17 protein-coding genes and 1 pseudogene are annotated in these 17,006 nt (G+C 48.6%); 9 read left to right on the top strand and 9 right to left on the bottom strand.

Features of this window, described 5'->3' with window-relative positions; translation table 11 throughout:
* Nucleotides 1–154: 154 nt before the first annotated feature.
* The 4 genes from H6F51_05710 (at nucleotide 155) to H6F51_05695 (ending at nucleotide 5,726) form a co-directional block, all read left to right on the top strand.
* Complete coding sequence (locus H6F51_05710; GenBank protein MBD1821993.1) at nucleotides 155–298, top strand: hypothetical protein; 144 nt, start codon at nucleotides 155–157, stop codon at nucleotides 296–298.
* Nucleotides 299–451: 153 nt separating this feature from the next.
* Nucleotides 452–4,117: a chromosome segregation protein SMC gene (smc, locus tag H6F51_05705; GenBank protein MBD1821992.1), complete on the top strand. Its 3,666-nt coding sequence runs from the start codon at nucleotides 452–454 to the stop codon at nucleotides 4,115–4,117.
* 111 nt (nucleotides 4,118–4,228) lie between these two features.
* Nucleotides 4,229–5,320, top strand: a complete 1,092-nt coding sequence (locus tag H6F51_05700; GenBank protein ID MBD1821991.1) for a PRC-barrel domain-containing protein — start codon at nucleotides 4,229–4,231, stop codon at nucleotides 5,318–5,320.
* Between the two features lie 4 nt (nucleotides 5,321–5,324).
* Nucleotides 5,325–5,726 (top strand): hypothetical protein, encoded by a 402-nt coding sequence (locus H6F51_05695; GenBank protein MBD1821990.1) that lies wholly within the window; start codon nucleotides 5,325–5,327, stop codon nucleotides 5,724–5,726.
* Here the strand turns inward: H6F51_05695 and H6F51_05690 are convergent.
* Nucleotides 5,633–6,115, bottom strand: a complete 483-nt coding sequence (locus H6F51_05690) for a methylmalonic aciduria and homocystinuria type D protein (GenBank protein ID MBD1821989.1) — start codon at nucleotides 6,113–6,115, stop codon at nucleotides 5,633–5,635. The genes H6F51_05695 and H6F51_05690 overlap by 94 nt on opposite strands.
* A 72-nt stretch (nucleotides 6,116–6,187) precedes the next feature.
* On the opposite strand from H6F51_05690, the gene H6F51_05685 reads away from it, so the two are divergent.
* From H6F51_05685 to ruvX, 4 genes are all read left to right on the top strand, one after another.
* Complete coding sequence (locus tag H6F51_05685) at nucleotides 6,188–7,138, top strand: site-specific DNA-methyltransferase (GenBank protein MBD1821988.1); 951 nt, start codon at nucleotides 6,188–6,190, stop codon at nucleotides 7,136–7,138.
* 119 nt (nucleotides 7,139–7,257) lie between these two features.
* Nucleotides 7,258–8,418, top strand: coding sequence for a F420-0:Gamma-glutamyl ligase (locus tag H6F51_05680; GenBank protein ID MBD1821987.1), 1,161 nt, complete (start codon nucleotides 7,258–7,260; stop codon nucleotides 8,416–8,418).
* A 77-nt stretch (nucleotides 8,419–8,495) separates the two neighbouring features.
* Nucleotides 8,496–9,749, top strand: coding sequence for a GNAT family N-acetyltransferase (locus tag H6F51_05675; GenBank protein ID MBD1821986.1), 1,254 nt, complete (start codon nucleotides 8,496–8,498; stop codon nucleotides 9,747–9,749).
* Between the two features lie 2 nt (nucleotides 9,750–9,751).
* Entirely contained in the window at nucleotides 9,752–10,213 is a 462-nt protein-coding gene (gene ruvX, locus H6F51_05670) for a Holliday junction resolvase RuvX (GenBank protein MBD1821985.1), read from the top strand.
* 3 nt (nucleotides 10,214–10,216) lie between these two features.
* Here the strand turns inward: ruvX and H6F51_05665 are convergent.
* The 7 genes and pseudogenes from H6F51_05665 to H6F51_05635 form a co-directional block, all read right to left on the bottom strand.
* Nucleotides 10,217–10,442 (bottom strand): annotated as a pseudogene (locus H6F51_05665) (hypothetical protein).
* A 50-nt stretch (nucleotides 10,443–10,492) separates the two neighbouring features.
* A complete protein-coding gene (locus tag H6F51_05660) occupies nucleotides 10,493–10,708 on the bottom strand; it encodes a hypothetical protein (protein ID MBD1821984.1) in 216 nt (71 codons plus the stop codon).
* A 267-nt stretch (nucleotides 10,709–10,975) separates the two neighbouring features.
* Nucleotides 10,976–11,419 (bottom strand): SH3 domain-containing protein, encoded by a 444-nt coding sequence (locus tag H6F51_05655; GenBank protein MBD1821983.1) that lies wholly within the window; start codon nucleotides 11,417–11,419, stop codon nucleotides 10,976–10,978.
* A 57-nt stretch (nucleotides 11,420–11,476) separates the two neighbouring features.
* The gene (gene proC, locus H6F51_05650; GenBank protein ID MBD1821982.1) at nucleotides 11,477–12,274 is read right to left on the bottom strand and encodes a pyrroline-5-carboxylate reductase; all 798 of its coding nucleotides are present in this window, start codon (nucleotides 12,272–12,274) and stop codon (nucleotides 11,477–11,479) included.
* A 68-nt stretch (nucleotides 12,275–12,342) separates the two neighbouring features.
* Complete coding sequence (locus H6F51_05645) at nucleotides 12,343–12,945, bottom strand: cell division protein SepF (protein MBD1821981.1); 603 nt, start codon at nucleotides 12,943–12,945, stop codon at nucleotides 12,343–12,345.
* Between the two features lie 629 nt (nucleotides 12,946–13,574).
* Complete coding sequence (locus H6F51_05640) at nucleotides 13,575–14,243, bottom strand: YggS family pyridoxal phosphate-dependent enzyme (GenBank protein ID MBD1821980.1); 669 nt, start codon at nucleotides 14,241–14,243, stop codon at nucleotides 13,575–13,577.
* Entirely contained in the window at nucleotides 14,240–14,509 is a 270-nt protein-coding gene (locus tag H6F51_05635; protein MBD1821979.1) for a PipX family protein, read from the bottom strand. The genes H6F51_05640 and H6F51_05635 overlap by 4 nt, the downstream gene beginning before the upstream one ends.
* A gap of 211 nt (nucleotides 14,510–14,720) precedes the next feature.
* Between H6F51_05635 and H6F51_05630 the strand changes: the two genes are divergently transcribed.
* Nucleotides 14,721–15,209, top strand: coding sequence for a dihydrofolate reductase (locus H6F51_05630; GenBank protein ID MBD1821978.1), 489 nt, complete (start codon nucleotides 14,721–14,723; stop codon nucleotides 15,207–15,209).
* A 50-nt stretch (nucleotides 15,210–15,259) separates the two neighbouring features.
* Here H6F51_05630 and rpoD read toward each other — a convergent pair whose 3' ends face one another.
* Nucleotides 15,260–16,390 carry an RNA polymerase sigma factor RpoD gene (rpoD, locus tag H6F51_05625; GenBank protein ID MBD1821977.1) on the bottom strand — a complete coding sequence of 377 codons (1,131 nt, stop codon included), beginning with the start codon at nucleotides 16,388–16,390 and terminating at the stop codon, nucleotides 15,260–15,262.
* Nucleotides 16,391–17,006 lie beyond the last annotated feature (616 nt).

Here is a 17,006-nt window from a genome sequence, read left to right as displayed (position 1 = left end):
TTGATCGCTTTGCATTGCCAAATTGAACCAGGCACAATGAGGATAGGCAACTTAAGGGGACTTGCAATGTCTGAGAACATCCTGAAAGTAGAAATTTCCTGATCGATCGCTTCTAGAAGCTGTTTCTTCTCTAGACCTCTCAGAAAAGCGGCAATTGTGGCAAGTTCTCGACGCTGAGCTTTTCGACGATGAAGAAGATTCTCCAGAAGACATTGCTGAAATTCAAGCAGCTTACGCAGATTATGAGGCTGGCGATTGTATGACCTTGCAAGAGTATGCCGCACAACGGACGCAGTGAATTTCATGACAGTAATGCTCTAACTTGAGACAAAATATTCAAAATTATGTAGATCAAGCGTTCTAAGTGTGCTATCTATGATAGAAATCCGATGATTCTCGTTTAATTGTCGGATTCCGGGCTACACTAAACACTGATTTTTACTCAACCCCTGTGTACGTCAAGCGCGTTGAACTGACTAACTTCAAATCCTTTGGCGGCACAACGCCGATTCCGTTGCTGCCGGGATTTACTGTGATTTCAGGACCAAACGGGTCAGGAAAATCGAATCTGCTCGATGCTCTGTTGTTTTGTCTCGGTCTTGCTGGCTCGAAAGGAATGCGGGCGGAGCGCTTGCCGGATTTAGTGAATCATACGCAGGCATCGAAAGGTCGATCGACCGTTGAAGCCGCCGTAACTACGGTGTTTGATTTGTCGGATGAGCTGGATTTGTTTCAGGCATTAAGCAATCCGAACGAAGAAAACGCGGATGTTTCGCTGAATGAGCCACATCGCGAGAATGGACATCAACCGGATACCGTTTATGAATTGAATGGAAATGGCAATGGCTCGATTAATGCAGAATGGAGCGTCACTCGTAAGCTTCGTGTAACGCAGCAGGGAACCTATACATCAAACTATTACATCAATGGTGAACCATGCACACTAACAGAGCTACATGAACAGTTAGAACGGATGCGGATTTACCCGGAAGGATACAACGTTGTACTTCAAGGGGATGTCACGCGAATCATCTCGATGAATGGTCGAGAGCGGCGTGAGATTATCGATGAATTGGCGGGAGTCGCATCGTTCGATCGCAAGATTAATCAAGCCAAAGATAAGCTCGATGCCGTTAAGGATCAGGAAGATAAATTCCACATTGTTGAACGTGAATTAATCGAGCAGCGCGATCGCTTAGCGCAAGATCGAATCAAAGCTGAGAAATACAAAAAACTGCGATCTGAACTGCAAGCCAAAGAACAATGGGAAACTGTGATTCGCTACGAGCAGGCGGCTCAAGGCGTTCGCAAATTGCAGGAACAGATTCAAGCGGGTGAAAAAGAAATTGCAGATTTAACCGAGCAAATTGCTGCGATCGATCTGCAAATGAATGAAAAGACGGTTGAGTTAGAAGCACTCAATGCTCATGTGCGATCGCTCGGTGAAGAAGAATTGATCGCAGTGCAATCCACTTTAGCCACCCGCGAAGCTGAATTGCGACAATTAGAGCGTCAGCAGCAAGACTTACAGAAAGCTAGTCGAGAACTGAGTGAGAACTTAGCGAAATCGCAGCAGGATCTACAAGGAAATATTCAAACGTCAACCGCTTTAACTCGCGAGAAACAATTGATCGACACGCAAGAGCTAATTCAGGCAAAACAGCAGCGTGATCAGGCGCGGGAATTGCTCGATCGTAAACGCGATGAAGCGAATGCTTCTGCTGCAAATGCGGATGCTTGGGTGCAGGAACAAACGCAGTTACACCATCACATTGAAACACTGATTAAATCATTGGAGCCTCAGCGTACTGAACAAGCTGCACTAGGAGAGAAGATTAATCAACTCGATCGACAAGTTCAAGACCAAACCGAATCACTCAGAACAACTACCGCTCAACTCAGCGAACAGCAAATTGAAGAAGGCGAGTTATCACAGCAATTAAGTGCTGCAATGACTCAAGTTCAATCACTAGCAGCATCGCTTTCATCAGTTGAACAGGAATTACAAATTCAACAGCAAACTCAATCACGGCTCCTTGAAGAACAACGCGACAAGCAACGCAAGTTAGACAAACTAGAAGCACAAACGCAAGCGGTACAAGAAGCACAAGGAACCCAAGCCTCACAAGTCATTCTGAAAATGGGATTGACGGGCATTTGTGGGTTAGTCGCAGAGTTGGGACAGGTCGATCCGCGATATCAGCTTGCTTTAGAAACCGCAGCCGGCGCGAGATTAGCAAATATCGTGGTCGAAGATGACGCGATCGCGGCGGCTGCGATCGACATTCTCAAACAACGCCGCGCTGGACGTGCCACATTTCTCCCGCTCAACAAACTCAACCCGCCACACATTCCCAATCGGGCAACGATGCGATCGATGCAAGGTTGTATCGGTTATGCGATCAATCTGATCGAGTTTGAAGAGCGCTACTACGATGTGTTTGCTTATGTGTTTGGGACAACGGTTGTCTTTGAAACTTTAGGCGATGCACGGCGGCATTTAGGGCAATATCGGATCGTCACGCTTGATGGAGAATTGCTAGAAGCAAGTGGCGCAATGACCGGGGGAAGTAGCGGACATCGATCGTCGCTCAGATTTGGCACAGGTCACGCGGCAGAATCGCCCGAACTTGCAGCCCTCCGCCGCAGGTTGCAGGAAATTGACCAAATTTTGGGGCATTGCGAAGGCGCGATCGCAAAAGCGACGATCGCCCAAAAAGACCAGACCAAGGCTCTCAACGAAGCGCGTCAACAACACCGAGAATTAGAACTCAAACGAGAACAGGTACAAAAGGAACTGAAACGGCTTGAATCTGAGCAAATCCAATTCACTCGCGCTCTTGAAAAGAATCAGCAGGAGCTTTCCACGGCTCAGGTTCGCTTAAAAGTCCTAGATACCGAAGTTCCAACTCAAGAAGCGCAACTCGATCGACTCCGAACTTCTCTCGCTGACCTCGAACAATCCCAAACGCACAGCGAATGGCAACACATTCAGGCAGCGCTACGATCGCTCGAGTCTGCCCTAAACGACAAGGAACTCGCCCTGAGAGCCATCGAGCAACGATCGCAAGATCTCGAAACTCGCCTCCAACGACTACAAGAAAAAATCGAGCAAGGACAACTCCGCATCCAGGAAGCGCGATCGCAGCAAACGCTTTTATTGCAACAACAATCTGAAAACACTACCCAACAGACCGCCGTTCAGAGTCAAATCACTGAGTTGAAAAACGCACTGGCTGAACTCGATAAAACGCTAGGTGAAGCAAGACATCAGCGCGACGCGGTCGATCGACAACTGCGCGACCTTCAAAACCGCCAGCAGCAACACGGATGGCAGCGTGATAAAACTCACGAAACCATTCAAGCGCGGCGGGAGCAACTGCTGACCGAACAAGCACAGCTTTCGGTTCAAAGCGCAGAACTTCCCGACCCGATTCCCGAAGTCCCTGAAACCGTTACTCGTGATCTGGGACAACTTCAGCACGAAATTCGCTCAATGCAGAAGCGCTTACAGGCGATGGAACCTGTGAATATGCTGGCATTAGAGGAATACGATCGCACCCAAGCCCGCCTTGATGAACTCACTGAAAAACTCGAAACGCTTCAAGAAGAACGCACCGAACTGCTGCTGCGAATTGAAAACTTCACCACGCTCAGACAGCGCGCCTTTATGGAGGCATACGAAGCCGTAGACATCAACTTTCAAAAGATCTTTGCCACCTTGTCTGATGGCGACGGACGACTCCAACTCGAAGATCCCAACGATCCCTTTAACGGCGGCTTAAATCTGATCGCTCACCCAAAAGGCAAGCCCGTTCAGCGGTTGGCTTCCATGTCGGGAGGAGAAAAATCTCTCACCGCACTCAGCTTTATTTTTGCCCTACAGCGCTACCGCCCATCGCCGTTCTACGCGTTTGACGAAGTTGATATGTTCCTAGATGGGGCAAACGTGGAGCGATTAGCTAAAATGATCAAGCAGCAAGCCCAACAAGCGCAATTTATTGTGGTGAGCTTGCGTCGTCCGATGATCGAATCTGCCCAACGCACGATCGGGGTCACTCAGGCGCGAGGAGCCTTTACCCAAGTTCTGGGAATCAAGCTGCCTCAAAGCGTTTAGAGTGCGTTTAGAGTGCGTCTAACCCAAATTGCGTTCGGAATTCCGTATCGATCGATCCTTGATATGGTTTGATAATTAGAAAAAAGTGTAAGCAACAGGATTCGGCACTCAATGACAGAAGAATTTCGCCAACGCTCCGACCTTCTTGGAACTCAGGTGATTACACGCAGTACGGGCAAAAGACTCGGCGTGGTGAGTCAGCTTTGGGTCGATATTGACGCGCAAGAAGTTGTTGCCCTTAGTTTGCGTCCGAATCTGTTGTATGGCACCGCTCAACCAATGATGCTCTCCAGCATCCGCCAAATCGGAGATGTCATCCTGGTGGATGACGAAGACGTGGTTGAAGATGTCGATCTCGAAGGATATAGCAATCTGATCGGCTACGAAGTCATCACCGAAACTGGGGAATTACTCGGAAAAGTGCGCGGCTTCCGATTCAACATCGATACAGGCAAGCTGGATAATCTGGTCATTGCGTCGATCGGGCTTCCCCTCATTCCCGATCAAGTGGTGAGCACCTACGAATTACCGATCACCGAAATTGTGAGTAGCGGGCCTGATCGATTAATCGTAATCGAAGGTTCCGAAGACCGTATGACCCAGCTCAGCGTGGGTGTTCTAGAGCGGCTTGGCATCGGCAAAGCCCCGTGGGAGCGCGAACAAGACCAATACCTCGCCCCCGCTCGCCCGGAAAATCAGCTTCCGTCGGGTCAACCCACGCAGGTCGATGTGCGTCCGCGCATTCAAGAACCGATCGTGCAAGTTGAGGAAACCTGGGAAACTGATGAATGGGAGCGCGAGCCGATTCCACTGCGCCGAGAACAAGAACCTCCGCGTCAGCAATATCGCGAAGCCGAAATTTATCCGCCGTCTTCGGTCTATGACGACGATGAAAAAGAGAACTGGGAGGATAGCGACGACACGAATTGGGGACTCTCGACGCGCAACGACGAGCCTGAATACGATGACGAAGCGTATGACAATACCTATGTCGATGAAGAAGATGACGCGATCGCAGTAGAGTTTGAGGAAGTAGGATCTGAGGCACCTGCATCGCCAGAAAGCTTTGAGCCAGGAAATCTCGATGAAGATCCTTGGGCAGACGCGCCAGAAGAAGATATTCCTCCTCAACCCCTGCAAGAACTGAAGATTCCAGATAAGCCGAAGCAAAAACAGCCCGAATACGAGGAGGAAGGCTACTAGATATATGTCCGCCCATGAACCAAACTTGCCCGCGATGTCCCATCCGTTTGCTCATGGGCATATTTTCTCTAGTCCCGGTGGTCACTTCACGTATCGCGTGATTGGGTCTTGCTGTCGCTTATTCGATCGAGAACAACTCCCCTATCCTTGCTGCCGGATCGAATGGCGCGGCAAGGAACCAAGCTGGCGACGCATCGGACGAAGGTTTATTGTCGATTTGGCTTCTCGAAATAGCCCGTCTTACAACGTTGAAATCGTCGGGCGTGAGGCGCACGAGCCGATCGTGCTGACGTTGTACTGGGTCAAACTGCCTCAACCCCTGAAAGAATGGTGGCATTCCCGTAAACCTGCGACTGCCGCTTCAACAGAAGACAGATCTGCTGAAGACATCAAAATTGAAGGATAAACCGCACTTCCCCAGCGCGGATGCACAATTGTGAAACAATTTCCCGCAGGTGTGATCCCATATCCCAAGGTCGATCGCACCACTGCCACATCGTCGAGCCGTAAAGATCCCGCTTTCGACAAAATTGGTAATCCTGTTTTAGGGTCGAACAATTCCGCTAAATATCCGCGTTGACGCAGCAATTCTGCTACCTTGAATCCAAATTCAAGAAACTGCGATCGCAAAATTTGTTTTTGCAAATCAGTTTCCCAACACCGCTCGGTTAATTCTCGATCAGAAGGCTGCAAAACCACCACGATCGAGCGAACTGGGGTAGACCATTCTGGAAGTAATTTCTCGGAATGCTGACAGATAAACTCGCTTGGTGGATGGACAGAATATTGCATCATTTAGCAAAAAGAAGGAAACGATCGGATATAGTGCTAATGCACCAATTTTAAGTGAAAAATTTTGAGTGAGAGATGCAGCAATTTGACTCAGCTATTGATCATCTTAATTCGCTCGATCGAATCATGATCAATTCAGATCAAAAAACTTCTTCTCCTAACCTTTTCTACGATCATGATAACGGTCAGCTTTGGCTTGGAGATGCGGTGGAATGGCTGAAATCACTCCCTTCTGAGTCAATTGATTTAGTGTTTTCCGATCCTCCCTACAACTTGAAAAAAGCAGAATGGGACAGCTTTGAATCTCAACGATCGTATGTTGAATGGTCGATGCAGTGGATCGAACAAGCTGCACGAATTCTAAAGCCCACTGGAACGTTTTATATCTGCGGCTTTTCTGAGATTTTGGCAGATCTAAGACTCCCGGCTTCACAATTTTTTCAAGGGTGCCGCTGGCTGGTTTGGCACTACAAAAACAAAGCCAATCTTTCAAATGATTGGGGTCGATCCCACGAAAGCATTTTGCATTTTCGTAAAACGAAGAAATTCACGCTTACAGTTGAAAACATTCGCACCCGTTACAACGAACATACGCTGAAATATCCCGAACATCCGCAAGCTTCCACCAGTCGATACAGCGATCGCGGCAAAAACGACACAAAACTCTGGCATCCGCACCCAAAAGGCGCAAAACCGCGAGATGTAATTGAAATCCCGACCACCTGCAACGGAATGAACGAAAAAACGCCGCATCCCACCCAAAAACCCGAAGAACTGGTGCGAAAATTCGTTCTCGCTTCTTCCCAAAGAGGCGATCGCATTCTCGATCCCTTTATCGGCTCTGGCACAACCGCCGTTGTCGCGGAACAACTCGGACGCAACTGGCTCGGCTGCGATCGCTCAGCCGAATATCTCACTTGGGCAGTCGAGCGGATCGAATCTGCCGAACACCGCAGCGACGAAGACTGGTTCTGGCACGATCGCGATCGCGAAGAACGCCGCACAAAAATTCGCCAAACATTTTGAAAAATTCAGTTGACGATCGTACAACTGCCGTATATCTTTTTCAGGCAACGACACAAGGAGTTTTTGTGAGCATAGTCATCGGCATTCTCGGTAGCATCGTCGGATTTATTCTGTTGGTGATGTTGGCGCTTGAAGTTCAGTACAGGCAGCGACCCACCCGCACACTCGATCTGAGTTTGGGCAAGTGGGAACTGGCAGTTTATGAGCCTCAGCGATACGTTTTAGTCGGACAGCTAGAGCTACAAAATCTTGCCCGCCGATTAGAGGTGATGACCCCGCGCATTGATGCAGAGGTTAAACTGCTGTCTTCTGGAAGTCTTGACGAGATCAAGGTCAAAACCCGCATCATTCCCCGATTCAAAGATGCAGAAGTCCGCGAGGATGGCTACTGGGAAGGGCGTGTCGTTAAGCTGGGAGCGCGTGATCCGATCGAAGCCGTGATCGAAATCGAAGGCGAAGATCTGCGCGACCTCAAAGTTGCCTGGATTCAACTGCATTATGTCTATTACGGCTCTCAAGGCTGGATTCCCAAAGTTCGGCATGTGATCGTGCCGCTTAAATTCCCTTCAGCCGAGGAATCAAAACGCTGGCGACCTGCAACCCATGCTGATGTCCTACCAATTAAAACTCACCTGCTCACTCACCTGGATGATCCGGTCAGCGTCGTTAAGCGCTACGTCATGCCTCACGCTCAACCCGGCGATATCGTGACGATCGGTGAATCCCCGCTCGCAATTATGCAAGGACGATTCCGCGATCCGCGTGAAGTGAAACCCGGCTGGTTGGCAACTCGGCTCTGCTATATGTTCTTCCCCACATCGAGCCTAGCGACAGCTTGCGGTATGCAAACTTTAATCGACATTGAGGGAGCGCCACGGGTGCTGGCTGCGTTTATTATCGGCTCGATCGCGAAACTATTCGGGGTCAAGGGGATGTTCTATCGCTTGGCAGGTGAGCAAGCCCGACTAATTGACGATGTAACTGGAACAATTCCGCCTTACGATCAATTTATCGTCTTAGGTCCAGATAAATCGCAAGAAATTGTGGACAGGATTCAGCGAGAAACTGGATTATCTGCGGCAATTGTTGATGTCAACGATTTGAAAGCAGTTAAAATATTGGCAGCGTCATCTGATATATCGATGCCTTTGCTCAAGCAGGCACTGATCGATAATCCCGCAGGCAACGCCAACGAGCAGACCCCTGTGGTGCTGATTCGTCCAATTGATGCCGCTGAAAAACGATCCGCCATTGGGCTGCAATCGGTGAATCAACCTTAAACGAATACCCCTTAAGGCTGTACCCAAAACCGATGTCCAATTCTTACTCTGGGGTTGAACTGCTGCCTTCCTTTCTTATGCCTCGACTTCCTCAGACTGCTAATGCCCTGATTCGTCCCGTGCAATATCGGGATCTTGATGCGATCGACCAACTGACGCAGCAATCACCGGAACATGAATTGCCGCACTGCTCTGCTGTTCGTGAAAAAAGCGTCTCAATTCGCAACTGGTATGGAGTGATGAAGCTCCTCAGTCTGTTTCCGAATCCGCTGCAAAACTTGCCCTGTGTTCATGTTGCAGAGCTAAATCAGCGGATTCAAGGCATGATTCAGGTTTCTCCGTTCAACCGGACTCGCAGCACTTGGCGCGTCGATCGCGTCGTGGTTGCGCCTGCGATCGTTGAGTCGGAAGGTGCGGAAGCTCAAGTGATGACGCAAGTAGATATCGGTTCTCTGCTGATTCGCTTCTGTCTAGAGCGGATTTGGCAAGCTCGGACTTGGGTACTTGAAATCGATGTCAATGACAAAGCGGCGCTAGATCTATATCGTCATAATGGATTTCAGCCGTTAGCAAACATGACCTACTGGTCGATTTCGCCAGAACAGCTAGAAGAACTGGCAGAACGAGAGCCGGATCTACCGAATCTGCTTCCGGTCAGTAACGCAGATGCCCAACTGCTCTATCAGCTTGATACGATGGCGATGCCGCCTTTGGTGCGTCAGGTCTTCGATCGCCATGTTCAAGATTTCAAGGTTAGCGTTTTCGGTAGCCTGGTCGAATGGGCAAAGCAAGTCTTTACACGGACTGAAGTGGTGGGCGGCTATGTGTTTGAGCCGCAGCGTAAAGCAGCGATCGGTTATTTTCAACTGCACCTCTGCCGCGATGGTTCACAGCCGCATATCGCTCATCTAACGGTAAATCCAGCTTACACTTGGCTTTACCCCGAACTGATGGCGCAAATGGCGCGGATTATGCAGGATCTCCCTGCTCAATCTTTACAAATGGCATCGCCCGACTATCAACCGGAACGCGAGGAATATTTAGACAGCATTGGAGCCGAGCGAATTGGGCATACCCTGCTGATGTCGCGATCGGTGTGGCACAAGGTTCGAGAAACGAAGTCGATCGCCGAAGGACTGCAACTCGCAGAGATGCTTCAGAATCTTCAGCCCAGCCGTAAACCTGTACCTGGACGCATTTCAATGCTGAAATCGGTTAAGCTCCCGGCACCGGAAAAGGCTCAAGAAGCAGATAAATCCACGCCGAAAAGCGTGCAAGAACTGATGAAAGCTGCATCCCAAGAACCACATCGCGAAGATCCCTGCTGCTAAACATGGAGAGAGTTGCGGCACTCGGATTAGATGTGGGGCAGAGGCGAATTGGGGTTGCAGGTTGCGATGGTACAGGGCTAATCGCGACCGGGCTCACCACGATCGTTCGTAAATCTTATCCGCAGACGATCGAAGATCTCCGGCAGATTGTGCGTGATCGCGATGTCGAAATTCTCGTAGTTGGGATGCCCTACTCGATGGATGGCTCGATCGGCAAGCAAGCTCAGCATATCCAAAAATTCGGAGAAACGATTTCAAAGGCGTTATCGTTGTCGATCGAGTACGTGGATGAGCGATTGACCAGCTTTCAGGCGGAACAATCAATGATCACGGCAGGAATTTCGCTTCAGCATAATAAAGGACTGATTGATCGCAAAGCCGCCGCAATTATTCTTCAGCAATGGCTGGATGAACGGAGGGCGAAGCGCGATCTCGATCGTCTCGCAAGCTCTAATCAAGAGTAAACTTCATAGCTGCTCATAGTTCATTGGCTTTGAGCGACCTTCTGAAATTTCTTGTTTTGCCTTTCGCTGTCAATAAGTTATTCTGCGTCCCCTTGAACGAGGCATCCCAACGCTTTTCATCTTCTGGATCAGCAATGTAGTCCCGAAGATGTTCTACAACTTTTTCTTGCAAGTCATCTGGAAGAGATTCGATCATTTTTACGATCGTAATGATGGCAGGCGAAGACACAAGCACTCTAAGAAATTCAATCAAGAATTTTGATCGTATCAGAAATAATATTACTTCTCGTCAGGAAGTAGCGTTTCATCGGGTTTAGCAATTCGGAGTGCATGATCGGGATATTGCTCAACAAATTGATCGACCTCTCGTAAGCGGTCTGGTAAAGACGGATATGCTCCGCGATACCGATGAAATCGAAAGCCGAGCGCATACAACTTCTGGACTTTCTTCCACTGCTCACGATCGCCCCATTTAGTTAGGAGCTTTGAATGCACGCCCCATTAGATAAATTGTCCCGCCGCACTGGGGACAAACATGATCTGTGTGGTAAGTTAGCTTGAAGCTTTTCTGACAGTTAAAACAAGCATGAGCAATCAAGTAGGGATATGAAGACTGCGACGGCTGATAAAGTGATCTGATAGTTCGATTTCTGATGGTTCGATTGCCGATGTTCCGTCGAACTTCCATACGACGATACTTTTCTTGTTTGCTGACCATAAGCGTTACAGACTTTACTTTGCCGTAATAAGCGCAACTATAACTTATTGACTCATCTGCTCAACGTTTCCAGCCCGAACCCACCCTTCTTGACCATTGTTTAAGCGAATTTTTTGCCAAGTTTTATCGGCATTCGACTCCAGCACCGTAACGCGATCGTTGAAATCGACACCGCCGATCGATCCCCCTTCACTTCCCGGAGCATCGCGCACCACAAGCCCGATCGATTGCGTCACCCGTGCTGGAAATGCCCCGGCTGGAAGCGGTTTTGCAGCAGTATCAGGCTTATCCGATTTCTCTACCGCAGGTTTTGCAGCAGGCTTGGCGGCTGGATTTTTGGTAGGAGTATCATTCGGGAACGTGGGCTTAGGCGGCATGACGGAAAGACGCGCCATCATAACTCTTGCGGCAACCAAACCACCTGTCGCAAGAAGTGCGATCGCGAAGAACACGCCCAGAACAAATTTGAGGACTGAAGACCACCGCATAGAAACCGCCTGCGAAGAAGATCGCCCAGATTTTAGCATTTGATTTGAAGTTTGAAATTATTGACCGAGTTGCTTGGATCGATTCACGGCTGCTTTTACCGCTTCGATCAATGCCGATCGCACCCCCGCTTTTTCGAGTTCTGCAATTCCAGCGATCGTCGTGCCTCCAGGACTGGTCACACGGTCTTTCAGTTCCCCCGGATGGAGATTTGACTCTTGCAGCAGTTGAGCCGTTCCCCGCACTGTTTGAATCGCTAACTTGAGCGCGATCGCTCTTGGCAATCCCACCGCAACTCCGCCATCCGCTAAAGCTTCAATGACGATCGCAAGATATCCCGGCCCTGAACCGGATAAACCTGTCACCGCATCTAACATCGATTCGGGCACTTCAACCACTTCTCCGACCGTGCTGAGAATCTGTTTCGCTTGTTCGATGTGATGTGGCTCAACACGCTGACCTGGGGCGATCGCGGTAATCCCAGCTCCAACGGCTGCGGGCGTATTAGGCATCGCTCGAATGACGGGCGCGTTGGGAAATGCCGCTTCAAGCTGCGCGATCGTCGTTCCTGCCAAAATTGAAATGACCAGGGCAGAAACCTGCTGATTTGCTAATTCCTCCGCAACCTGCGGAAATATCTGCGGCTTAATCGCGAGTAAAACAATCTCGCAATCTGCCGCTTGTCGATTTTGCTCGGTCACTTGAACGTGATATTGCTGCGCTAAGAATTCCTGGCGCGATCGATTCGGCTCGCTCACGACGATCGCAGCAGAATCAAACACGTTCTGAGCAACAAGGCGGGACAAGAGAGCCTCTCCCATCATCCCGCCGCCTATCAGGCCAAATTGTTTAGACAATCTATTAACCTCAGATAAAGAGATTAAAGGGTTCGAGATCAAACTATCTTTCACCCTTAACTATTTCTCTAACCTTGTACTGCTCTCGGTTCTGTGCCCCAAACGGGTGTCGGAGCGGAGGCGCGGGGACGAGCAGGAGCAGCTTGGGGCAATTCATTGATCACGCCTGCTTGGGTGCTGACTTGAACACAGCTTGGCGTGAACAAGAAAATGCTTTCACCGATGCGCTCTTGATGACCGTCGATCGCATAAGTACCGCCTGCCACGAAATCTACAGCGCGTTGAGCTTGATCCGGATCCATAATCGTCAGATTCAGCACCACTGATTTACGCTCACGCAATGCTTGAATCACTTGAGGCATTTCTTCAAACGTGCGGGGTTCAACCACCACGACTTCCGAAATTCCGTTTGCTGCTCCAGGCATTCCAATCACATTATTCATAGCGGCTCCTACACCAGTGGTTTCACTTGCAATTCCAACACTTCGATCGCGAAAACGATTTGCCCGACGCGATCGAGTTTCTTCTTCGGTGGCTGCGACTGGAGCCGGAGCGCTCTCTTCTTGATAGAGCGACTGATAGTCTTGTCCGTCCATCTCGTCGTATTCGTACTCGTATTCGACAGGTTCATTGAGTCCAACGAAATCTCGTAATTTACTGAAAATACTCACTGTTCACGCTCCATCCGAATCGTTATTGAGTTTGCTTGGGAAAGGTACGGTCAAATCATTAGGAGTAGTAGATCGACCTCTGATGTGGAAAATCGTTCTCGATTCACCGCTAGACTGTTTCGCGGGTCAGGCAAATTCCATCTTTTGGGCTGACAGCTTAGAGAAATTCCTACACTGTCGCATAAATGATGAATTGAAAAATCAGTATACATCCAGCGATCGAACTTGAATATTTCTTTTGGAGTTTTTCGTCCCCGGCTGCAATTGTATCGGTAGTTTTAGAAGTTGGAGCATAAATCTAGAGATTTTTTTTAAATTTGTTGCAATTCGGTGATGCAGACTGTTCTGACTGATTCAAACTATTGAGATAGGCAGCTCATTTTCAAACATAGGGAAAATTTGACCGCAAAAAAGTAGCTTAATTCAATAGAATTCCGGCGTATATTTTGAAAGAATAGAAACGGCATGATCGACGCTGAAAGCTGGGTCTTTATCCCTGACCTCTTCGCATTCAGCACTATACGTAAGTGATCTTTATTACAAGATGAGAGGCGCACCACTGAAGTAAGGTTTCGATTCGTTTCTGATAAGTGGTACATACAGTACCACTTATTGCTGAAATTCTGCGATTATTTTTGCAGTCTTGCTCCAAACAGCACTCGTCCCGGTCGAATCATCGTTGCGCCCGCCTGAATTGCCGAAGCATAATCACCCGACATTCCCATCGACAGTTGATCGAGATTGAGCTGGCTGTGAGTTCGGATTTTTTCAGCAAGTTCTCTAGCTTGTCTAAACAGCGCGATCGTGGCCTCGGCTTCTAGGTCAAACGGTGGGATCACCATGAGTCCTCGAATGTGCAAGTGCTTTAATTGCTCAAGCTGCGGGATCGCGTCCCAAAGCTCTGAAACTGAAAATCCTGATTTGTTGGGATCGCTCATGAGTTTAGCTTGCAGGCAAATTTGTGGCTTGCGGTCTTGTTCTTCTGCAAGCCGATCCAGCCGTTGCGCTAGCTTCAAACTATCGACCGAGTGAATCCAATCAAACAGGTCGATCGCGCTTTTTGCTTTGTTACTCTGCAAATGCCCGATCAGATGCCACGTTACATCGGTTAAATCTTTTAATTCTGCGCGTTTAGTCTCAGCTTCCTGAACCCGATTTTCACCAAAATCCCGAATTCCGGCGGCATAAGCAGTTCGCATTGCTTCTACGGAAACCGTTTTCGTCACGGCAATGACCCGGATATGTGGTGGAATTTTGGCGCGGAATTCGGCAATGTGGTTCTGTAGAGACGAGATCATTGAAATGTGCTTTTGTGAACTTTCTGAAGCTGATCGTACTCCTTGTACATTCCCGATCGGCGTAACATTCTCATGCGATTTTCGACCATTACTCTTGCATCGCTGCGTCCGATCGATTCAAATTCCAGTCCGTCTGCACCTTGAGATACGACAAAAAATAACCGTTGCGCGTAGAGCGTACTAAATAATTCCCGATGTTCTTCAACTAGACACACCCGAAACAGCAGCCCAAATGTTGGGTGGTTCAAATAATTCTCAGTATCCATCTACCATCCATCAGCAAGAGAGTAAGCGCAATTCGGAATCATCAACATCAATAGGAAATAGGAATTCAGAAATTGTAATCATTAATTGCAATAATATGTCCGTCTTAGCCGTGAGTTGCACGAAGTATGATTGGGGAGTTTTTGCAACCGCGAGAGTTACAGCATAAATTGAGTGACTCAGCTTACCCTGTCATCAAAATAAGTTGCTATCATGTCCGAGATTATTTTAATTGCTGCGATCGCCCAAACAAACGGAGTCATTGGAAATCGCGGCAAACTGCCTTGGTCGATCCCAGAAGACCTCCAACGCTTTCGGCAACTCACGCTGCATCATACCGTCATTATGGGACGGAAAACATGGGAATTTGATCTGCAAAAACGCCCATTATCTCAACGCACTAACGTTATCGTTTCCTCACAATCACTGAGATCTGAGTTACCAAATATCGAATTTGTACGATCGCTCTCTGATGCGGTTGATCGACCAGAAGAAAAGCTGTTCGTGATCGGTGGCGCATCGATTTACCGTCAAGCGTTGGAACTCGTGGATCGTATGGAGTTGACGATCGTAGAAGGTCACTACGAGGGCGATGTATTTTTCCTAGAGTGGCGCGATCGTCTAAATGAATTTGAATTAGTCAACTTGGAGTCAAGAGCTGGCTATCGATTTGAAACCTATCGTCGCGTTGTGCCCCAATAAAAAACCGATCGCAATACTGCGATCGGCTCATAGCCGAAATCAGTTAAACCCTAGCGAATGTACTCTTTCAAAACACTGTTGCGATTCGGGTGACGGAGTTTCCGCAGAGCTTTCGCCTCGATTTGACGAATGCGTTCGCGGGTCACGTTGAAGATTTGTCCAATTTCTTCAAGCGTTTTCATCCGACCATCATCCAAGCCGTAGCGCAAGCGCAGCACATCTTTTTCGCGTGGGCTGAGCGTTGCCAAAACGCCTTCGAGGTCTTCGCGCAGCAGATTCTTAGACACTTGATCTTCTGGGGTTTCACCATCAGATTCAATGAAGTCGCCTAAGCGAGAATCTTCTTCCTTACCGATCGGCGTTTCTAGTGAAATCGGCAACTGAGCAGACTTGGCGATAAAGCGCAGCTTCTCGATCGTCATTTCCATCCGAGTTGCGATTTCTTCTTCAGTCGGCTTGCGTCCCATTTCCTGAGACAACAGTTTCGTTGTCTTCTTGATGCGGGAAATGGTTTCGTACAGGTGAACCGGAAGCCGGATGGTTCTCGATTGGTCTGCAATGGCGCGAGTAATTGCCTGACGAATCCACCAGGTCGCGTAGGTAGAGAACTTGTAGCCTTTTTCGTGGTCGAACTTTTCTGCCGCCCGAATCAGACCCAAGCTGCCTTCTTGAATCAAATCTTGGAACGACAAGCCGCGATTCATATATTTCTTCGCGATCGACACCACTAATCTCAGGTTCGACTGCACCATTTTATCTTTAGCGCGACGACCTAAATGCAGGCGATGACGGAACTGCGGCAGGGGCATTTTCACTTCCTGTGCCCAATCTGCATCTGAAGGTTCGCGATCGAGCTTGTCGGCTAACTTGAAGCGAATGCGCTCTAATTCCAGCAAGTCCGCAATCTTACGGGCGAGTTCAATTTCTTCGTCGGCGCGGAGGAGGCGAATTCGACCGATTTCTTGCAAATATAACCGAATCGAATCTTCGGTGTAGTGCTTCTTCTTGGCTTGAGTCCGGCGACGAGTTGCACGCCCCTTAACGGGTTTTCCCTCTTCGTCATCCTCTCCTTGATCTGAATCGTCAAGATCATCAAGGTCATCGAGTTCTAACTCGATTTCTAGAGCTTCTGAAGGGTCAAATGCCTCTTCTACAACAAGTAAGTCTTTGGCTTGGGTCATGCCGCGTTCCTCGTGCTCCTTAAGTAATGAAGTAAAATGTCCCAGCACTGAAAACAGATGTTGGTGGTTCGATGCAGTCTTGCTGACCCAGAGGCGATGTTGCTTGCCGAAGCAAGCTCTCGTTCGTCAACTGGTGTGCAGTAGAGCGATCGGCAAAATGATTCAGTCAAAACGAGCAACTGCTACAACTTCCGAGAAAATACGGTTGGCAGAGGCTGATTTTCTGAGATCATTATTTCTAAATGATTGGAATGACTCCCCGATTGTAGCCTTTCTCACAAAAGTTGCACCCTTTTCCTGATTTCTTTATTAATCATTCTTGATAAAGCTGCTGTGTCTAGCATTCACGTTGCTATTCCGATGATCGCGATCGTTTTTATCAGGATCTTTGAGTTGCACAGTGATTCATCTCTTAATGGGACAACCTCTCTGTTAGAGTCAGGCATCAATCTGATTCAAATCTATCGCAAAATTCTGGCGTGATCCACGTTTGTATCTCTATGCCACCCCCGAAAGTGATAGATAATTTGTGGCCTGTTGACAACGTTAGCCCAAAATTATCAGACTGAATCAATTGGTTAATTAGCTTAACTAATGCAACGCGATTCGATATTCA

It is taken from the genome of Cyanobacteria bacterium FACHB-DQ100, assembly GCA_014695195.1.
Taxonomy (GTDB): Bacteria; Cyanobacteriota; Cyanobacteriia; order Leptolyngbyales; family Leptolyngbyaceae; genus Leptolyngbya.
This window is presented reverse-complemented; position numbering and strand designations above follow the sequence as displayed.